Source organism: Allobosea sp. (genome assembly GCF_035944895.1).
Lineage (GTDB): Bacteria > Pseudomonadota > Alphaproteobacteria > Rhizobiales > Beijerinckiaceae > Allobosea.
The window spans coordinates 281,072-297,001 of the sequence record NZ_DASZAT010000006.1 but is presented as its reverse complement, the minus strand read 5'-3'; the positions used below and the strand labels follow the sequence as shown (position 1 = coordinate 297,001).

Genomic DNA, 15,930 nt, shown 5'->3' with positions numbered 1-15,930 from the left:
TGATGAAACGAGGGCCGCCCGCAAGGGCGGAAAGGCTGGCGAAGATGAATGCCGCAGCGGCTTTCTTCTATCTCTTCTCAGGCGTCACCATCGCCTCCGCGCTGATGGTGATTTCGGCGCGCAACCCCGTGCATTCGGTGTTGTTCCTGATCCTCGCCTTCGTCAACGCGGCGGGCCTGTTCCTGCTGCTCGGGGCCGAGTTCCTGGCGATGCTGCTGGTCGTCGTCTATGTCGGCGCGGTCGCGGTGCTCTTCCTCTTCGTGGTGATGATGCTCGACGTCGATTTCGCCGAGCTGCGCCAGGGCTTCCTGCAATACCTGCCGATCGGGGGCCTGATCGGCCTGATCTTCGCGGTCGAATTGCTGCTGGTCGTCGGCGCCTGGGTGATCGACCCGCAGATCGTGCGCGCTCCCGTCGCGGCGATCCCGGCCAATGTCACCAACACCGCTGCGCTCGGCCAGGTGCTCTACACGAAGTACATCTACTACTTCCAGGCGGCGGGCCTCGTGCTGCTGGTCGCGATGATCGGCGCGATCGTGCTGACGCTGCGCGACCGCAAGGGCATCAAGCGCCAGGATATCCCGACCCAGAACGCCCGCACCAAGGCTGCGGCGATGGATGTGAAGAAGGTGCCTTCGCGCGCCGGCGTTCCCGAGGAGATGGCGTGATGGTCGGGCTTGGTTCTTACCTCGCGGTCGCCGCGATCCTGTTCACGCTCGGCGTGCTCGGCATCTTCATCAACCGCAAGAACGTCATCGTCATCCTGATGTCGATCGAGCTGATCCTGCTCTCGGTCAACCTCAACTTCGTCGCCTTCTCGAGCTTCCTGAACGACATCGTCGGCCAGGTCTTCGCGATGCTGGTGCTGACCGTCGCCGCGGCCGAGGCCGCGATCGGGCTCGCCATTCTCGTCGTCTACTTCCGCAACCGCGGCACGATCGCGGTGGAAGACATCAACATGATGAAAGGCTGAGCGCGGCGACGCGCCCGTAACCTGCCATGTATCAAGCGATTGTCTTCCTCCCCCTGATCGGCTTCCTGATCGCCGGCTTCTTCGGCCGGCTGATCGGCGCGCGCGCTTCGGAGATCGTTACCACCACGCTGCTGCTGATCTCGGCGGCGCTGTCCTGGGTCGCCTTCGCCCAGGTCGGCTTCGGTCACGGCACTACGCGCGTCCAGGTCGCGACCTGGCTGGCCTCGGCCGACCTGCGTGTCGACTGGGCCTTCCGCATCGACACGCTGACTGCGGTCATGCTGGTCGTGGTCAACACCGTCTCGTCGCTCGTGCACCTCTATTCGATCGGGTACATGCACGAGGACCCGTCACGGCCGCGTTTCTTCGCCTATCTCTCGCTGTTCACCTTCGCCATGCTGATGCTGGTGACGGCCGACAACCTCGTGCAGATGTTCTTCGGCTGGGAAGGCGTCGGTCTCGCCTCCTATCTGCTGATCGGCTTCTGGTATCAGAAGCCCTCGGCCAACGCCGCGGCGATCAAGGCCTTCGTCGTCAACCGCGTCGGCGATTTCGGCTTCCTGCTCGGCATCTTCCTGGTCTTCGTGCTGACCGGCTCGGTCGCCTTCGACAGCATCTTCCCGCAGATTGCCGGCCTGACGGAGCGCAGCTTCCGCTTCCTCGGCTATGACTGGAACGCGCTGACGCTGACCGCCCTGCTTCTGTTCATGGGCGCCATGGGCAAATCGGCACAGTTCCTGCTGCACACCTGGCTGCCGGATGCGATGGAAGGCCCGACCCCGGTCTCGGCCCTCATCCATGCGGCGACCATGGTCACCGCCGGCGTCTTCATGGTGGCGCGCCTGTCGCCGATCTTCGAATACGCTCCGGTCGCTCTGACAGTGGTCGTCGTCATCGGCGCCACCACGGCTTTCTTCGCTGCGACCGTCGGCCTGGTGCAGAACGACATCAAGCGCGTCATCGCCTATTCGACCTGCTCGCAGCTCGGCTACATGTTCGTGGCGATGGGCGTCGGTGCCTATTCGGCCGGCATCTTCCACCTGTTCACCCACGCCTTCTTCAAGGCGCTGCTCTTCTTGGGCGCCGGCTCGGTCATCCATGCGATGCACCACGAGCAGGACATGCGGAACATGGGTGGCCTGCGCAAGCACATCCCGCTGACCGCAGCCGCCATGACGATCGGCACCCTGGCGCTGACCGGCTTCCCGCTCTTCGCCGGCTACTTCTCGAAGGACGCGATCATCGAGAGCGCCTACGCCTCGGTGGCGCATGGCGGCTTCGCCAGCTCCTATGCCTTCGTGCTGCTGGTCGTCGCCGCGCTGATGACCTCGTTCTATTCCTGGCGCCTCTACTTCATGACCTTCGAGGGTGCCCCGCGCTGGGGCGGCCACGGGCATGACGCGCATGGCCACGACGACCACGCGCATGGCCACGGCCACGACGATCACGCCCATTCCGCTCATGCTCATGACGATCACGGGCACGGCCATGGTCACGACCACACGCCGCATGAGAGCCCGCTCGTCATGCTGATCCCGCTCGCCGTGCTCTCGCTCGGTGCGCTGGCGGCCGGCTATGTCTTCAAGGAGGCCTTCATCGGCCACGACTACGAGCACTTCTGGAAGGCGGCGCTGTTCACCGGCAAGGACAACCACATCCTCCACGCCATGCACGAAGTGCCGAAATGGGTGGTCTGGTCGCCCTTCGTCGCGATGCTGGTCGGCTTCCTGCTCGCGCTCTACATGTACGTGTTGCGCCCGGAGGTGCCCGGCAAGCTCGCCGCCGCCAACCCGGTGCTCTACAAGTTCCTGCTCAACAAGTGGTATTTCGACGAGATCTACGACTTCCTGTTCGTGAAGCCGGCGATGTGGCTCGGCCGCTTCCTCTGGAAGAAGGGCGACGGCGCCGTCATCGACGGCTTCGGCCCGGACGGGGTCTCGGCCCGTGTCGTCGACGTGACCAACCGGGTCGTTCGGCTGCAGACCGGCTATGTCTACCACTATGCCTTCGCCATGCTGATCGGCGTCGCCGGGCTGGTGACCTGGTACCTCATGGCCCGCGGGTGAGATGATGTTCGGCTTCGGTATCCTCACCGGTCTCCTGGTCCTGCCGCTGGTCGGCGCCGCCTTCATCCTGGCGCAGCGCGGCGACGAGGCTTCGGTCAACTCCAATGCCCGCTGGGCGGCGCTGATCGCGACGGTCGCGACCTTCATCCTGGCCCTCGTCGCCTGGGGCCGCTTCGACTCGGCCAATCCCGGCTTCCAGATGGTCGAGAGCCATGCCTGGGTCTCGGACATCATCAAATTCAAGCTCGGCGTCGACGGCTTCTCCTTCCCGTTCGTGGTCCTCACCGCCTTCCTGATGCCGTTCTGCATCCTGGCGTCCTGGACCTCGGTCGAGAAGCGGGTGCGCGAGTACATGGTCGCGTTCCTGATCCTCGAGACGCTGATGATCGGCGTCTTTGTGGCGCTCGACCTCGTGCTGTTCTACCTGCTGTTCGAGGCGGGCCTGATCCCGATGTTCCTGATCATCGGCATCTGGGGCGGCAAGCGCCGGGTCTACGCTTCCTACAAGTTCTTCCTCTACACGCTGCTCGGCTCGGTGCTGATGCTGCTCGCCATCATGGCGATGTACTGGAACGCCGGCACCACCGACATTCCGACGCTGCTGGCGCACAAGTTCCCGGTCCAGATGCAGCCCTGGCTCTGGCTCGCCTTCTTCGCCTCCTTCGCGGTGAAGATGCCGATGTGGCCGGTCCACACCTGGCTGCCCGACGCGCACGTCGAGGCGCCGACGGCGGGCTCCGTCATCCTGGCGGCGATCCTGCTGAAGATGGGCGGCTACGGCTTCATCCGCTTCTCGATTCCGATGTTCCCGGACGCCTCGGCGATGTTTGCGCCGCTGGTCTTCGCGCTCTCCGTCATCGCCATCATCTACACCTCGCTGGTGGCGCTGATGCAGGAGGACATCAAGAAGCTGATCGCCTACTCCTCGGTGGCGCATATGGGCTTCGTCACCATGGGCCTGTTCACCCTGACGCCGCAGGGCATCCAGGGCGCCATGTTCCAGATGGTCAGCCACGGCCTGGTCTCCGGCGCGCTCTTCCTCTGCGTCGGCGTGATCTACGACCGCATGCACACCCGCGAGATCGCCGCCTATGGCGGCCTGGTGAACCGAATGCCGCTCTATGCGGTGGTGTTCATGATCTTCACCATGGCCAATGTCGGCCTGCCCGGCACCGCGGGCTTCGTCGGCGAGTTCCTGACGCTGATGGGCGCCTTCAAGGCCAATCCCTGGGTATCGTTCCTGGCGACCACCGGCGTCATCCTGTCGGCTGGCTATGCGCTCTGGCTCTATCGCCGCGTCGTCTTCGGCGAACTCACGAAGCCCGAGCTCAAGGACATCACCGACCTCAACGCCCGCGAGATCGCGATCTTCGTGCCGCTCGTCCTGCTGACGATCTGGTACGGCATCGCGCCCGGCACGATCCTCGACGCCTTCGCGGCGCCGACCGAAGCCCTCATCAAGAACTATCAGGCCGCCATCACCGCCGCGAAGACGGCGATGCTGGCAGTCCAGTAAGGCTGCTCCGATGACCACCTTGCCCGCTTTCGGTCCGGCGCTCCCGGAAATCGTCATGGCGCTGGGCGCCATCGCCATGGTGCTCTACGGCGCGATCCAGGGCGAGCGCTCGACGCGCACGCTCGAGATCGCGGCGCTCGCGCTGCTGGCTCTGGCGCTGGTGCTCGTCCTGCGCGGCGAGGGCAAGGTCGTCACCTTCAACGGCGCCTTCATCGCCGACGGCTTCGGCCGCTTCATGAAGGTGCTGACGCTGATCGGCGCGGCGGCTGCGATCGTGCTCTCGGCCGATTTCCTGCGCCGTGACGGCGCCATGCGCTTCGAATTCCCGATCCTCGTCGTCCTCGCCACCATCGGCATGATGATGATGATCTCGGCCAGCGACCTGATCGGTCTTTACGTTGGCCTGGAGCTGCAGTCGCTGGCGCTGTATGTCGTCGCCGCCTTCGACCGCGACAATCCGCGCTCGACCGAGGCTGGCCTGAAGTATTTCGTTCTCGGCGCGCTCTCCTCGGGCATGCTGCTCTACGGCTCGTCCATGGTCTACGGCTTCACTGGGACGGTGAGCTATGCCGGCATCGCCGAGGCGGTGAAGGGTGGCCATCCCGGCATCGGCCTGATCATCGGCCTCGTCTTCGTCGCCGCCGGCGTCGCCTTCAAGATCTCGGCGGTGCCGTTCCATATGTGGACGCCGGACGTCTATGAGGGCGCCCCGACCCCGGTCGCAGCCTTCTTTGCATCGGCGCCCAAGATGGCGGCGATGGCGATGACCGTGCGCATCTTCGTCGGCGCCTTCCCGGGCGCGCTGCATGACTGGCAGCAGATCATCGTCTTCATGGCGATCGCCTCGATGGCGCTCGGCGCCTTCGCCGCGATCGGCCAGACCAATATCAAGCGCCTGCTCGCCTATTCCTCGATCGCCAATATGGGCTACGCGCTGGTCGGCCTTGCCGCCGGCACGCCGGCCGGCGTCCAGGGCGTGATGACCTATATGGCGATCTACCTCGCCACCACGCTCGCCGCCTTCGCTTGCGTGCTGATGATGAACCGCAACGGCAAGCCGGTCGAGGAGATCGGCGAGCTCGCCGGCCTGTCCCGCACCAATGGCTGGATGGCCTTCGCGATGTCGATGATGATGTTCTCGCTCGCCGGCATCCCGCCGCTCGCCGGTTTCTGGGCGAAGTGGTACGTCTTCCTCGCCGCGATCGAGGCCAAGCTCTATGTGCTCGCCGTCGTCGGCGTCGTCACCAGCGTCGTCGGCGCCTATTACTACCTGCGCATCGTCAAGGTGATCTATTTCGACGACGCCAAGCCGGCCTTCGACAAGGGCGATGCCGGCGTGCGCGGTGTGTTGCTGATCTCGGCGCTCTTCGTGCTGGTGCTGTCCTTGCTGCCGGCGCCGCTGTTCGACTCCGCTGCTGCGGCGGCGAAGTCGCTGTTCTGAGCGTCTAGGTGCTCGGCGAGGGCGCCCGTGCCGCCGGCTATCGTCTGATCGTTCGCGACGAGGTCGCCTCCACCATGGAGGAGGCGCGTCGCGCGCTGGGCGAGGGGGATCCGGGCCGACTCTGGATCGTCGCGAAAAGCCAGAATGCCGGTCGTGGCCGGCATGGGCGGCATTGGGGCTCGCCGCCCGGCAATCTCTACGCCAGCCTCCTGCTGGTCGCGCCCTGCGAGCCGGCGCTTGCGCCGCAGCTCGGTTTCGTCGCTGGACTCGCCCTGCACGATGCGGCAGCAGCGGTGACCGGGCTGTCCCATCCGGTGCTCGCCCTGAAATGGCCGAACGACCTGCTGATCGGCGGCGCCAAGACTTCGGGCCTGCTGCTCGAGGGCGAGAACCGGGCAGGGCGCTTCAACGTCGTCATCGGTATCGGGGTCAACGTGGCCTCCGCGCCGGAAGGCACGCCTTATCCCGCCGCTCACCTGTCCGCGCATGCAGCGGACGTGACCGTAGAGCGCCTGCTGGCGGCCTTGTCGGATGCCTGGCACCAACGCTTCTCGGCATGGTCGCTGCCGGGCGGCTTTGGTCCGATCCGCGCCGCCTGGCTGGAGCGCGCCGCCTATCTCGGCGAGACCATCACCATGCGCCTGCCGGAGGGGCCGGTCTCCGGCCGCTTCCTCGGCCTCGACGCCTCCGGGCGGCTCGAACTGGAGGTGGACGCCGGCCGACGGCTGATCGATGCCGGCGATCTCTATTTCGGCGCCGCCAAGCCCGCCTCTCAGGACCAGGGCTGATGAACGCTCCTGCCGCTATGGAGGCAGGGTCGAGGGCATGCTAGAGCGGTTTCCGTTTCGACGGACATTCGGCCCGTCATTCCGGACAAGCGGCTTTGGCCGTGCCATCGAGGCCGTTTCGACGGCCGAATTCCGTAGCCCGTGCCTTGCGTCAGGATAGCCAGTGACCCGTTCCAGCGACCAGTTCGTCTTCGTTCCGCTCGGTGGCCTCGGCGAGATCGGCATGAATGCCGCGCTCTATGGCTTCGGGCCGGAGAAGAAGCGCAAATGGATCCTGGTCGATTGCGGGCTCTCCTTCGCCGGGCCGGAGGCGCCGGGCGTCGACATCGTCCTGCCGGACCTCAGCTACATCATCCAGGACCGGGCGAACCTGCTCGGCATCGTCATCACCCACGCTCATGAGGACCATATCGGCGCGCTCGCCGCGCTCTGGCCCTCTTTGCGCGTGCCGGTGTGGTGCACGCGCTTCGCCGCCGGCCTCTTGGCGACGCGGCGCCTCTCCGAGCCCGGTGCGCCCAAGGTCGAGATGAACATCGTCGCCCAGGGCGGGCGCTTCACGCTCGGCCCGTTCGATATCGAGTTCGTCCCGGTGGCGCATTCGATCCCGGAATCGAACGCACTCGCGATCCGCACGGCGGCCGGCCTCGTCGTCCACACCGGCGACTGGAAGATCGACCCGACCCCGCGTGTCGGCCTGCCGACCGACGAGGCTCGCCTGCGCGAGCTCGGCGAGGAGGGCGTGCTGGCGCTGGTCTGCGATTCCACCAATGTTCTGCGCGATGGCATCAGTCCGAGCGAGGCCGATGTCGCCGCCAAGCTCAAGGAGCTGGTTGCCTCGGCGCCGAACCGCGTCGCCGTTACCACCTTCGCGTCGAATGTGGCGCGTCTGCGCGCCGTCGCCGAGGCAGCGATGGCCAACCAGCGCGAGGTCGTCGTCGTCGGCCGCGCCATGGACCGCGTCATCGACGTCGCCCGCGAATGCGGCTTCCTCGACGGCATTCCCGCTTTCCGCGGGGTCGAAACCTATGGCTATCTGCCGCGCGACAGGGTCGTGGCACTCGTGACCGGCAGCCAGGGCGAGCCGCGCGCCGCGCTTTCGCGGATTGCGGCCGACGACCACCCAGAGATCGCGCTCTCGCCGGGCGACCGGGTGATCTTCTCCTCGCGCACCATTCCCGGCAACGAGAAGGCCGTCGGCGCTATCCTCAACCGGCTGGCGCGCGACAATATCGAGATCATCACCGACCGTACCCATCTCGTGCACGTTTCCGGCCATCCCCGGCGCGAGGAGCTGGCGCGGCTCTATGGCTGGCTCAAGCCGAAGATCGCGATTCCCGCCCATGGCGAGGATCAGCACCTGACCGAGCACGCCACCTTCGCCCGCAGCCTCGGCGTCAAGCATGTGCTGCGCGCCGGCAATGGCGATGTCGTTGTGATCGCCGAGGACGGGGCCCGCAAGCTCACCGAGGTCCAGCACGGCCGCCTCTACCAGGATGGCGAGCTCCTGATCGGCGCGCTCGACCGCACCATCCCCGAGCGCCGCAAGCTGTCCTTCGCCGGCGTGATCTCGATCGCCGTCGCGCTCGATGAGAAGGGCGAGCTCGCCGGTGATCCTGAGGTTGCCCTGATCGGCCTGCCGCTCGCCGCCAAGGATGGCACGCCCTTCGACGACATCGTCGCCGACGCGGTGGAAGACCTGATCGAGGGGCTCTCCAAGGGCAAGCGCCGCGATCCCGAGGCCGTGCGCAGTGCGCTCGAACGCGGCGTGCGCGCCGCGGTCAACGAGGAGTGGGGCAAGAAGCCGCTGGTGAACGCGCTGGTGATCACGGTGTAGGATCGGGCATATCGCCCGCAGCTTATCGAGACCGAACGGAGCCGCTGCATGATCGGACGCCTCAACCACGTCGCCATCGCCGTGAAGGATCTCACCGCCTCGACGGTGCTTTATCGCGACACGCTCGGCGCCCGCGTCTCGCAGCCGCTGCCGCAGCCGGAACATGGCGTCACCGTCGTTTTCGTCGAGCTGCCGAACACCAAGATCGAGCTGCTGGAGCCGATGGGCGCGGATTCGCCGATCGCCAAGTTCCTCGAGCGCAATCCTGACGGCGGCATCCACCACATCTGCTACGAGGTCGACGACATCCTCGCGGCGCGAGATCGGCTGAAGGCGCAGGGCGCGCGTGTGCTCGGTTCCGGCGAGCCGCGCATCGGCGCCCATGGCAAGCCGGTGCTCTTCCTGCACCCCAAGGATTTCTGCGGCACGCTCGTCGAGCTGGAGCAGGCTTGAGCCATGACCTCGCAGATCGCATTCTTCGGCGAGCCGGAAGCGGGCTCCCCGCGCCCCTTCAGCCTCGCGACGCGGGCGGGCGGCCTCGTCTTCGTTTCCGGCCAGTCGGCGCCCCATGAGCCGGCCAAGGGGATCCTGCGGGGCGAGACGCCGGCCGAGCAGGTGCGGCAGGCGCTGGCGCATGTGGCCGCCATCCTGGCCGAGGCTGGCAGCAGCCTCGATCGCGTCGTGCAGATGACAATGCTGATCACCGACCCCAGTGACTACGCGGCCTGCAATGCCGAGTACGTGAAGCATTTCCCGAATGGCTTGCCGGCTCGGCACACCGCGCGGTTCGGCGTGCCGACCGACGCCAAGGTCGCGTTCGCATGCATCGCCCTGGTCGGGGAGGGCAACGCGCCATGACGATCGGCGGCGGGCTCGCAGTCTATTTCGTGATCTGGTGGACGGTGTTGTTTGTGACGCTGCCCTTCGGCGTGCGTAGCCAGGCGGAAAGCGGTGAGATCGAGAAGGGCACGGATCCCGGTGCGCCGGTCCTGCCGGGCTTGGCCAAGAAGGCGGTCGCGACCTCGATCATCGCCGGCATCGTCTTCTGCATCGTCTGGTATATCTGGACGCAGCTCGATGCCTGAACAGTGTTCAGTAGAGCTTAGCGTATAGACCAAAACAAAAGGCAAGGCTTGCGCCTTGCCTTTGGAAGTCTGTTTTTTACCGCAGTATCGGCGCGCCGTTATTCCCGCGCACTCATATACTGGACGGCTGTTTGTTCCTCCCGAGACCTGGTCCGCGGCGCCCGGAAAACGGTCGGGCGAGCCCAGCGCCAGAGTGATTAGCCGATCGCAATAATGTTGTCACCTGTTTAGGCAGCCTGCGCCCGAACTTTTTGCAAAATTATTCCAGTTTGTTCTTGTGCGGTGCAACATTGTTCGCCGTGCACGATTCTGCGCCTTGTTCCAGTCATAGGATGCCGCTACCTCGCAACGTCAGATGCGCCGGGCCGTTCCGGCGGTCAGGAGAGGTTTTCCGATGCTTCGCACCACGCTCGCCGTCCTGGCGCTTTCCGCTTCGATCGGCCTGGCCCAGTCTCAAGCAAATGCCCAGGCGCCGGCACCGGCTAATCTCGATCCGCAGAACACCCTGGCGCTCGACACCAAGGACGGGCGCGTCACCATCCGCCTGCGGCCGGATCTCGCGCCCAAGCATGTCGAGCAGATCAAGGCGCTGACCAAGCGCGGCTTCTATGACGGCATCGTCTTCCACCGCGTCATCGACGGCTTCATGGCCCAGACCGGCGATCCGAAGGGCGACGGCACCGGCGGCTCCGACCTGCCGAACATCCCGGCCGAATTCACCCCGACCCCCTACAAGGTCGGCTCGGTTGGCATGGCGCGCTCGCAGAGCCCGAACTCGGCCAACTCGCAGTTCTTCATCTGCTTCGAAGGCTGCGGCTCGCTGACCGGCCAGTACACCCTGTTCGGCGAGGTCGTCTCGGGCATGGATGCCGTCCGCAAGATCAAGAAGGGCAGCAGCGCCAATAACGGCTCGGTCAGCGGCCCCGACAAGATCATCCGCATGCGTCTGCTCGCGGACGCCAAGTAAGCCCATGCGCCGCTCGCGCGTGCCTGTGCTCACGCTGCTGCTGTTGGCCTCAGCCAGCGGCGCGGCGCTGGCGCAGGATACGCGCGACCTTGGCCTGCCGCCCGCTTCGGGCTTCCAGAACCCTGTCCTGCCGCCGCCTTCGGGCTCGCAGAATCCGGTGCTGCCGCCGCAATCGGGCCAGCGCTACATGCCGGGCGTCGGCGGCCCCTTCGGCGAGGGCGCACGCCGCCCGGTGGTGCCGTCGCCGACGCCCGGCGTCGATCGCGGCGTCATAGGCACCGTCAATCCCGAGACGATCGGCCTTGGCGGGGAGACCGTGGACAGGCTCGACCAGATCGGTCCGGCGCTGCGGCGCTGCTGGCAGCCGCCTTCGCTCGATGCTCAAAGTGGTAGTGCCAGCGCGAGCGTGCGCTTCAGCCTGCGCCGCGACGGCACGCTCTTCGGCCAGCCGCGCGTGACCTGGGAGATGCGGCGCGCGCCGCCCGGCTTGCGCGAGCGTTTCAGCGACTCGCTGATGCGGGCCGTGCGCGATTGCACGCCGATGAGGTTGTCGCCGGGGCTCGGAGGGAGTATCGCAGGCCGCCCGATCACAATCCGCTTCTTCGGCCGTGTGCCGACCAACGAAAGATCAGTCTGATGTCGCTCGATCCCGAGAACACCCTCGTCATGGAGACCACCAAGGGCCGCGTGGTGATCAAGCTGCGGCCGGACCTCGCCCCCAACCATGTCGAGCGCATCAAGCTGCTCGCCCGCGAGGGCTTCTATGACGGCATCGTCTTCCACCGCGTCATCGACGGCTTCATGGCGCAGGTCGGCTGCCCGCATGGCACCGGCACCGGCGGCTCGAGCTATCCGGACCTCGCCCAGGAGTTCAATGCCGAGCCGCATGTCCGCGGCATCTGCTCGATGGCCCGCGCCCAGAACCCGAACTCGGCCAACAGCCAGTTCTTCATCGTCTTCGACGACGCGCGCTTCCTCGACAAGCAGTACACGGTCTGGGGCCAGGTCGTTGAGGGCATGGACAATGTCGACAAGATCAAGCGCGGCGAGCCGGTGCGCGACCCCGACTCCATCGTCTCGCTGAAAGTGCAGGCGGACGCCTGAGGCGTTCCCAATCGTCGCAAGCAAGGTCATCCCGGGTCGACTTGGTCGGCCCGGGATTACTTTTTAGGATCGGTCCATGGACGTCGGTCTCTTCGATTTCGACCTGCCCGAGGAGCGCATCGCGCTGCGGCCAGTAAGCCCGCGCGACAGCGCAAGGCTCCTCGTCGTGCGCCCCGGCGCTCCCGAGCCTCTCGCGGACCGCGGCATCCGTGACCTCGTCGAGCTGCTGCAGCCTGGCGATGCGCTGGTGCTGAACGACACCCGTGTCATCCCATCCCGCCTCTGGGGGCGGCGCTATCGCGGCGAGGCTTCGGCCCGCATCGAGATCATGCTGCACAAGCGCGAGGCGGATGACCGCTGGCGCGCCTTCGCCCGCCCGGCCAAGAAGCTAAATATCGGCGAGACGATCGTCTTCGACAGCGACGGCGCCGGCAATGCCTGCGAGCTCGCCCGGCTTCAGGCCGAGGTCGAGGACAAGGGGGAGGGCGGCGACATCGGCCTGCGCTTCTCGTTGACCGGCCCCTATCTCGACGAGGCGATCGCGCGGCTCGGCGAATTGCCGCTGCCGCCCTACATCGCCGGCAAGCGCGCGACCGACCAGGCCGACGCCCGCGACTACCAGACGACCTATGCCCGCGAGGAAGGCGCCGTCGCCGCGCCGACAGCCGGTCTGCACTTCACGCCGGAACTGTTCGACGCGCTGAAGAAGCGCGGCGTTTCCAGCCACTTCGTCACGCTGCATGTCGGCGCCGGCACCTTCTTGCCGGTCAAGGCCGAGGACACCGACGAGCATCGCATGCATGCCGAGTGGGGCACGGTCAACGCCGCGACGGCCGACGCGCTCAACGCGGCCAAGGCCGCTGGCGGCCGCATCGTCGCGGTCGGCACGACCTCGCTGCGCCTGCTCGAAAGCGCGACCGGCGAGGATGGCGTCATCAAGCCGTTCTCGAGTGACACGGCGATCTTCATCACGCCGGGCTATCGTTTCCGCGCCGTCGATCTGCTGATGACCAATTTCCACCTGCCGCGCTCGACGCTGTTCATGCTGGTCTCGGCCTTCGCCGGTCTCGATCTGATGAAGCGCGCCTATGCCCACGCCATCGCCGAGGGCTATCGCTTCTACTCCTATGGCGATGGCAGCCTGCTGTTCCGCGCTGACAAGACAGACTGAGCGCTATTTGGCTGGCAGCGGCGGCACGCCCTTCTGCCACTCGCCCCAATTGCCGACGATGTGGTCGACGACGCGCGAGCCGACCGCCTCGACATTGGCGACGGTCTCGGCGAAGCCGCCGGCCGTCTGGCCCGGCGCCGGGTCGAGATGCTGCAAGGTCGTCTCGTTCGGATTGCCCTGGTCGAAATTGACCGCGCCACGCAGGCTGAGGATCCTGTCGGTGCCGAACTGGCGCTTGATCACCAGCGTGATCGCCGCGGCCTCCATCTCGGTGATGACATAGTCGTCGGCGCCGTAGAGCTTGGCCATGTACTGCGCCTCCTTCGACAGGCCGGGCCCGTGGAAGAAGGTGTCGCCGGTCATGTGCGTGCCGGTCTGTACGGAGGGGGCCGCCCGCGCCTTCTCGTCCGGATAGCGCTGGCGGTATTGCTTCGCCGACTCCGAGTCCTGGAGGTTGACCCCGGCGCTGAGCCGCGTCGCCCAGCCGACCAGCGCCGGGTTGAGCTTGAAGACGCGGTAGTCCTCATAGCCCTTGCGCGGGATGAACACCGGCTCGCCCGGCTTGCCTTCCTCCGGTGCCCAGCGATGGCCGAGATCGTAGTCGACCAGCCAGCTGCCCCAGGAGACGTCGCCGATCGTGCCGCGCGAGGGCGGCGTGCCGGCGACGCCGGTGATGACGAAATAGGCCTGCGAGAAGTCGTAGTCCGGATCGAGCAGGATCGCCTGCATCGAGGAGGAGGAATTGACCTTGCCCATGCCGAGCACCGCGCCGCAGACGCCGTCATCGTTGCAATAGGCCGGTTTCAGTGCGCCGCGCACCTCGTGGGGCTGGCTCTTCTGCCAATAGCGCTCATACCAGTGCTGAAACTCGCCGGCCCGGTCGCCGGTATTGGCGCCGATCTCGAACATCGAGGCGACGAAGACCTTGACCTTGGTCGGCGCCGCCATGGCCGCGCCGCCAATGCCGAGCGGGGCGAGACTGAGAAGGGCTGCTCCCAGCCCGCTGGCGATCCGGTTCATGGCGCTCTCCTTGTCGCTGCGTGATGGTGGACGCGGAAGCAAGGTGCCTGCCACGAACGGTGCGATCAAGCGCGGCCTTCGGGCGGGGCGGTCATCGGGATCGGCTTGATCACGTCGATCAGCACGCCGCTCGGGTCGCTGGTGATGAAGTGACGCTGGCCGAACCATTCGTCGCGCAGCTCCTGCAGGATCGGCAGCCCGGCGGTCTTGAGCCGGGCATACTCCGCATCGACGTCCTCGACCTCGAAGTTCAGGATCAAGCCGCTGACGCGGCCGCGGCCGGGCAGGGGAATGGTGTCGTGAGACCCGTCCAGCACCGCCAGCGTCACCCGGTCGTCGACGGTCGACTGCAGATGGACATACCAATCCGCCTCGAACAGGGCCTGGAACCCGAAATGAGCAGTGTAGAAGGCGGCGGTCTCGGCAACCTTGTCGGTCATGATCACCGGGTAATAGCTGGTGACTTTCATGGGCTTGCCTGTCTTTCATCATAAACATACAATCTGCATGTTTGTGAGAAGTAACATACAGGCTGCATGTATGCAAGACGCTGGGCGCCGCTCCAACAAGGACCGCTCCGACGCCACCCGCGCCGCGCTGATCGCAGCCGGGCGCAGGCTCTTCGTCAGCCGCGGCTATGCCGAGACAGGCACGCCGGAGCTGGTCGCCGAAGCCGGCGTGACGCGCGGCGCGCTCTATCACCACTTCGCGGACAAGCGGGCGCTGTTCCGGGCCGTGGTCGAGGCGGAAGCGGCGGCGGTGGCGCATGAGATCGGGAGCGCGGCGCGGCCCGGTCTCGCGCCACTCAAGGCGCTCAGCAAGGGCGGTGCAGCCTTTCTGGAGGCGATGCGACTGCCGGGCCGGACGCAGCTGCTGCTGATCGATGCCGCCGCCGTGCTCGGCCGAGAGGAACTCGACGCGATCGATGCCCGCCATGGTGGGCGAACCCTGCGCGAAGGGCTCGCAGCAGCAATGCAGTCTGGTGCGCTCCCGAAGCTGCCGCTACGGGCGACGGCCCAGTTGCTGGGCGCGGCTTACGACCGTGCCGCCCTCGCGATTGCGGCCGGAGCCGACCCGGGCGAATGGCACACGCTCATCGATACCGTGGTTGCTGGCCTGGCTGCGCCGGGCGCGCCATCACGATAGGCTTGCCCTGACGGCTCTGTGTGGCCGTTGCGGCTCGCATTCCGCTGGCAAAGATGCTACCCGGCATGCCGCAGCTTTTCAGCTTTGCGCGAATTCTGTCGGTTTGGCCGATTTCGGTCGAGCGGATGGTGCGTGAAGATCAATTCGAGGCGTCATGTCCGACATTTTCCGCGAGATCGACGAGGAGGTTCGCCGCGACAAGGCGAGCGCCATCCTCAAGAAGTATGGCAATGTCTTCATCGCCATCGCCGTGCTGGCGGTGGCGGGCGTTGCCGGCTGGCAGTTCTGGCAGCAGCAGGAGCGCAAGAAGGCCGAGGCCGTCGGTGCCAGGTTCGAGGAGGCGGTGCGCGCCTCGCGCGACAACAATGCCAGCGCGGCCGAAACGACGCTGACCGACCTCGCCGCCAATGCGCCGGCCGGCTACCGACTGCTCTCGCGCTTCCGCCTTGCGGCCGAGATCGGCAAGCGCGACGCGGCTGCGGGGGCGACTGCCTTCGACGCGGTTGCCAGCGATGCCTCGCTCGACCAGTATTATCGCGACTTCGCCCGCCTGCGCGCCGGCATGCTGCGCGTCGACACCCTGCCTTATGCCGAGCTGCGCAAGGAGCTCGAGCCGCTGGCGGCGCCGACCGGGCTGTGGCGCCATTCGGCGCGGGAGTTCCTCGGCATCTCCGCGCTGAAGGCCAATCTCTTCGAGGATGCCGGACGCTGGTTCGACGCCATCGTCGCCGACCCGCAGACGCCGCAGGTCTTGCGCCAGCGCGTCGAGCTCTATCTGACGCTGGTGCGCGGCGGCCCCGTCACCATCAAGAACTGACA

General features: G+C 66.4%; 18 protein-coding genes. 16 read left to right on the top strand and 2 right to left on the bottom strand.

The window, feature by feature from the left end:
• Positions 1–44 precede the first annotated feature (44 nt).
• From VGV58_RS10000 to queA, 14 genes are all read left to right on the top strand, one after another.
• Positions 45–668, top strand: coding sequence for an NADH-quinone oxidoreductase subunit J (locus VGV58_RS10000; RefSeq protein WP_326873864.1), 624 nt, complete (start codon positions 45–47; stop codon positions 666–668).
• A complete protein-coding gene (nuoK, locus tag VGV58_RS09995) occupies positions 665–973 on the top strand; it encodes an NADH-quinone oxidoreductase subunit NuoK (RefSeq protein ID WP_091829440.1) in 309 nt (102 codons plus the stop codon). Before VGV58_RS10000 ends, nuoK begins: the two co-directional genes overlap by 4 nt.
• Positions 974–999: 26 nt before the next feature.
• Complete coding sequence (nuoL, locus tag VGV58_RS09990) at positions 1,000–3,039, top strand: NADH-quinone oxidoreductase subunit L (RefSeq protein WP_326873863.1); 2,040 nt, start codon at positions 1,000–1,002, stop codon at positions 3,037–3,039.
• A 4-nt stretch (positions 3,040–3,043) separates the two neighbouring features.
• Complete coding sequence (locus VGV58_RS09985) at positions 3,044–4,555, top strand: NADH-quinone oxidoreductase subunit M (protein WP_326874117.1); 1,512 nt, start codon at positions 3,044–3,046, stop codon at positions 4,553–4,555.
• 10 nt (positions 4,556–4,565) lie between these two features.
• Positions 4,566–5,996, top strand: a complete 1,431-nt coding sequence (gene nuoN, locus VGV58_RS09980) for an NADH-quinone oxidoreductase subunit NuoN (protein WP_326873862.1) — start codon at positions 4,566–4,568, stop codon at positions 5,994–5,996.
• Between the two features lie 8 nt (positions 5,997–6,004).
• Complete coding sequence (locus VGV58_RS09975; RefSeq protein WP_326873861.1) at positions 6,005–6,784, top strand: biotin--[acetyl-CoA-carboxylase] ligase; 780 nt, start codon at positions 6,005–6,007, stop codon at positions 6,782–6,784.
• Between the two features lie 163 nt (positions 6,785–6,947).
• A complete protein-coding gene (locus tag VGV58_RS09970; RefSeq protein ID WP_326873860.1) occupies positions 6,948–8,618 on the top strand; it encodes a ribonuclease J in 1,671 nt (556 codons plus the stop codon).
• A 48-nt stretch (positions 8,619–8,666) separates the two neighbouring features.
• On the top strand, positions 8,667–9,071 hold the full coding sequence (gene mce / locus VGV58_RS09965) for a methylmalonyl-CoA epimerase (RefSeq protein ID WP_326873859.1): 405 nt from the start codon (positions 8,667–8,669) through the stop codon (positions 9,069–9,071).
• 3 nt (positions 9,072–9,074) lie between these two features.
• Positions 9,075–9,476: a RidA family protein gene (locus VGV58_RS09960; protein WP_326873858.1), complete on the top strand. Its 402-nt coding sequence runs from the start codon at positions 9,075–9,077 to the stop codon at positions 9,474–9,476.
• Positions 9,473–9,703 (top strand): DUF1467 family protein, encoded by a 231-nt coding sequence (locus VGV58_RS09955; RefSeq protein ID WP_326873857.1) that lies wholly within the window; start codon positions 9,473–9,475, stop codon positions 9,701–9,703. Before VGV58_RS09960 ends, VGV58_RS09955 begins: the two co-directional genes overlap by 4 nt.
• A 394-nt stretch (positions 9,704–10,097) precedes the next feature.
• Positions 10,098–10,670, top strand: a complete 573-nt coding sequence (locus tag VGV58_RS09950) for a peptidylprolyl isomerase (RefSeq protein ID WP_326873856.1) — start codon at positions 10,098–10,100, stop codon at positions 10,668–10,670.
• Positions 10,671–10,674: 4 nt separating this feature from the next.
• Positions 10,675–11,307 (top strand): hypothetical protein, encoded by a 633-nt coding sequence (locus VGV58_RS09945; RefSeq protein ID WP_326873855.1) that lies wholly within the window; start codon positions 10,675–10,677, stop codon positions 11,305–11,307.
• Entirely contained in the window at positions 11,307–11,774 is a 468-nt protein-coding gene (locus VGV58_RS09940; RefSeq protein WP_326873854.1) for a peptidylprolyl isomerase, read from the top strand. The genes VGV58_RS09945 and VGV58_RS09940 overlap by 1 nt, the downstream gene beginning before the upstream one ends.
• A gap of 76 nt (positions 11,775–11,850) precedes the next feature.
• Positions 11,851–12,945, top strand: a complete 1,095-nt coding sequence (gene queA, locus VGV58_RS09935) for a tRNA preQ1(34) S-adenosylmethionine ribosyltransferase-isomerase QueA (RefSeq protein WP_326873853.1) — start codon at positions 11,851–11,853, stop codon at positions 12,943–12,945.
• 3 nt (positions 12,946–12,948) lie between these two features.
• Here queA and VGV58_RS09930 read toward each other — a convergent pair whose 3' ends face one another.
• Positions 12,949–13,965: a purine-nucleoside phosphorylase gene (locus tag VGV58_RS09930; protein ID WP_326873852.1), complete on the bottom strand. Its 1,017-nt coding sequence runs from the start codon at positions 13,963–13,965 to the stop codon at positions 12,949–12,951.
• 65 nt (positions 13,966–14,030) lie between these two features.
• Complete coding sequence (locus tag VGV58_RS09925) at positions 14,031–14,435, bottom strand: VOC family protein (RefSeq protein WP_326873851.1); 405 nt, start codon at positions 14,433–14,435, stop codon at positions 14,031–14,033.
• A gap of 70 nt (positions 14,436–14,505) precedes the next feature.
• Here VGV58_RS09925 and VGV58_RS09920 point away from each other — a divergent pair, with 70 nt between their 5' ends.
• Both VGV58_RS09920 and VGV58_RS09915 read left to right on the top strand, forming a co-directional pair.
• Positions 14,506–15,111: a TetR/AcrR family transcriptional regulator gene (locus VGV58_RS09920; protein WP_326873850.1), complete on the top strand. Its 606-nt coding sequence runs from the start codon at positions 14,506–14,508 to the stop codon at positions 15,109–15,111.
• Between the two features lie 154 nt (positions 15,112–15,265).
• Positions 15,266–15,928 carry a tetratricopeptide repeat protein gene (locus tag VGV58_RS09915; protein WP_326873849.1) on the top strand — a complete coding sequence of 221 codons (663 nt, stop codon included), beginning with the start codon at positions 15,266–15,268 and terminating at the stop codon, positions 15,926–15,928.
• Positions 15,929–15,930 lie beyond the last annotated feature (2 nt).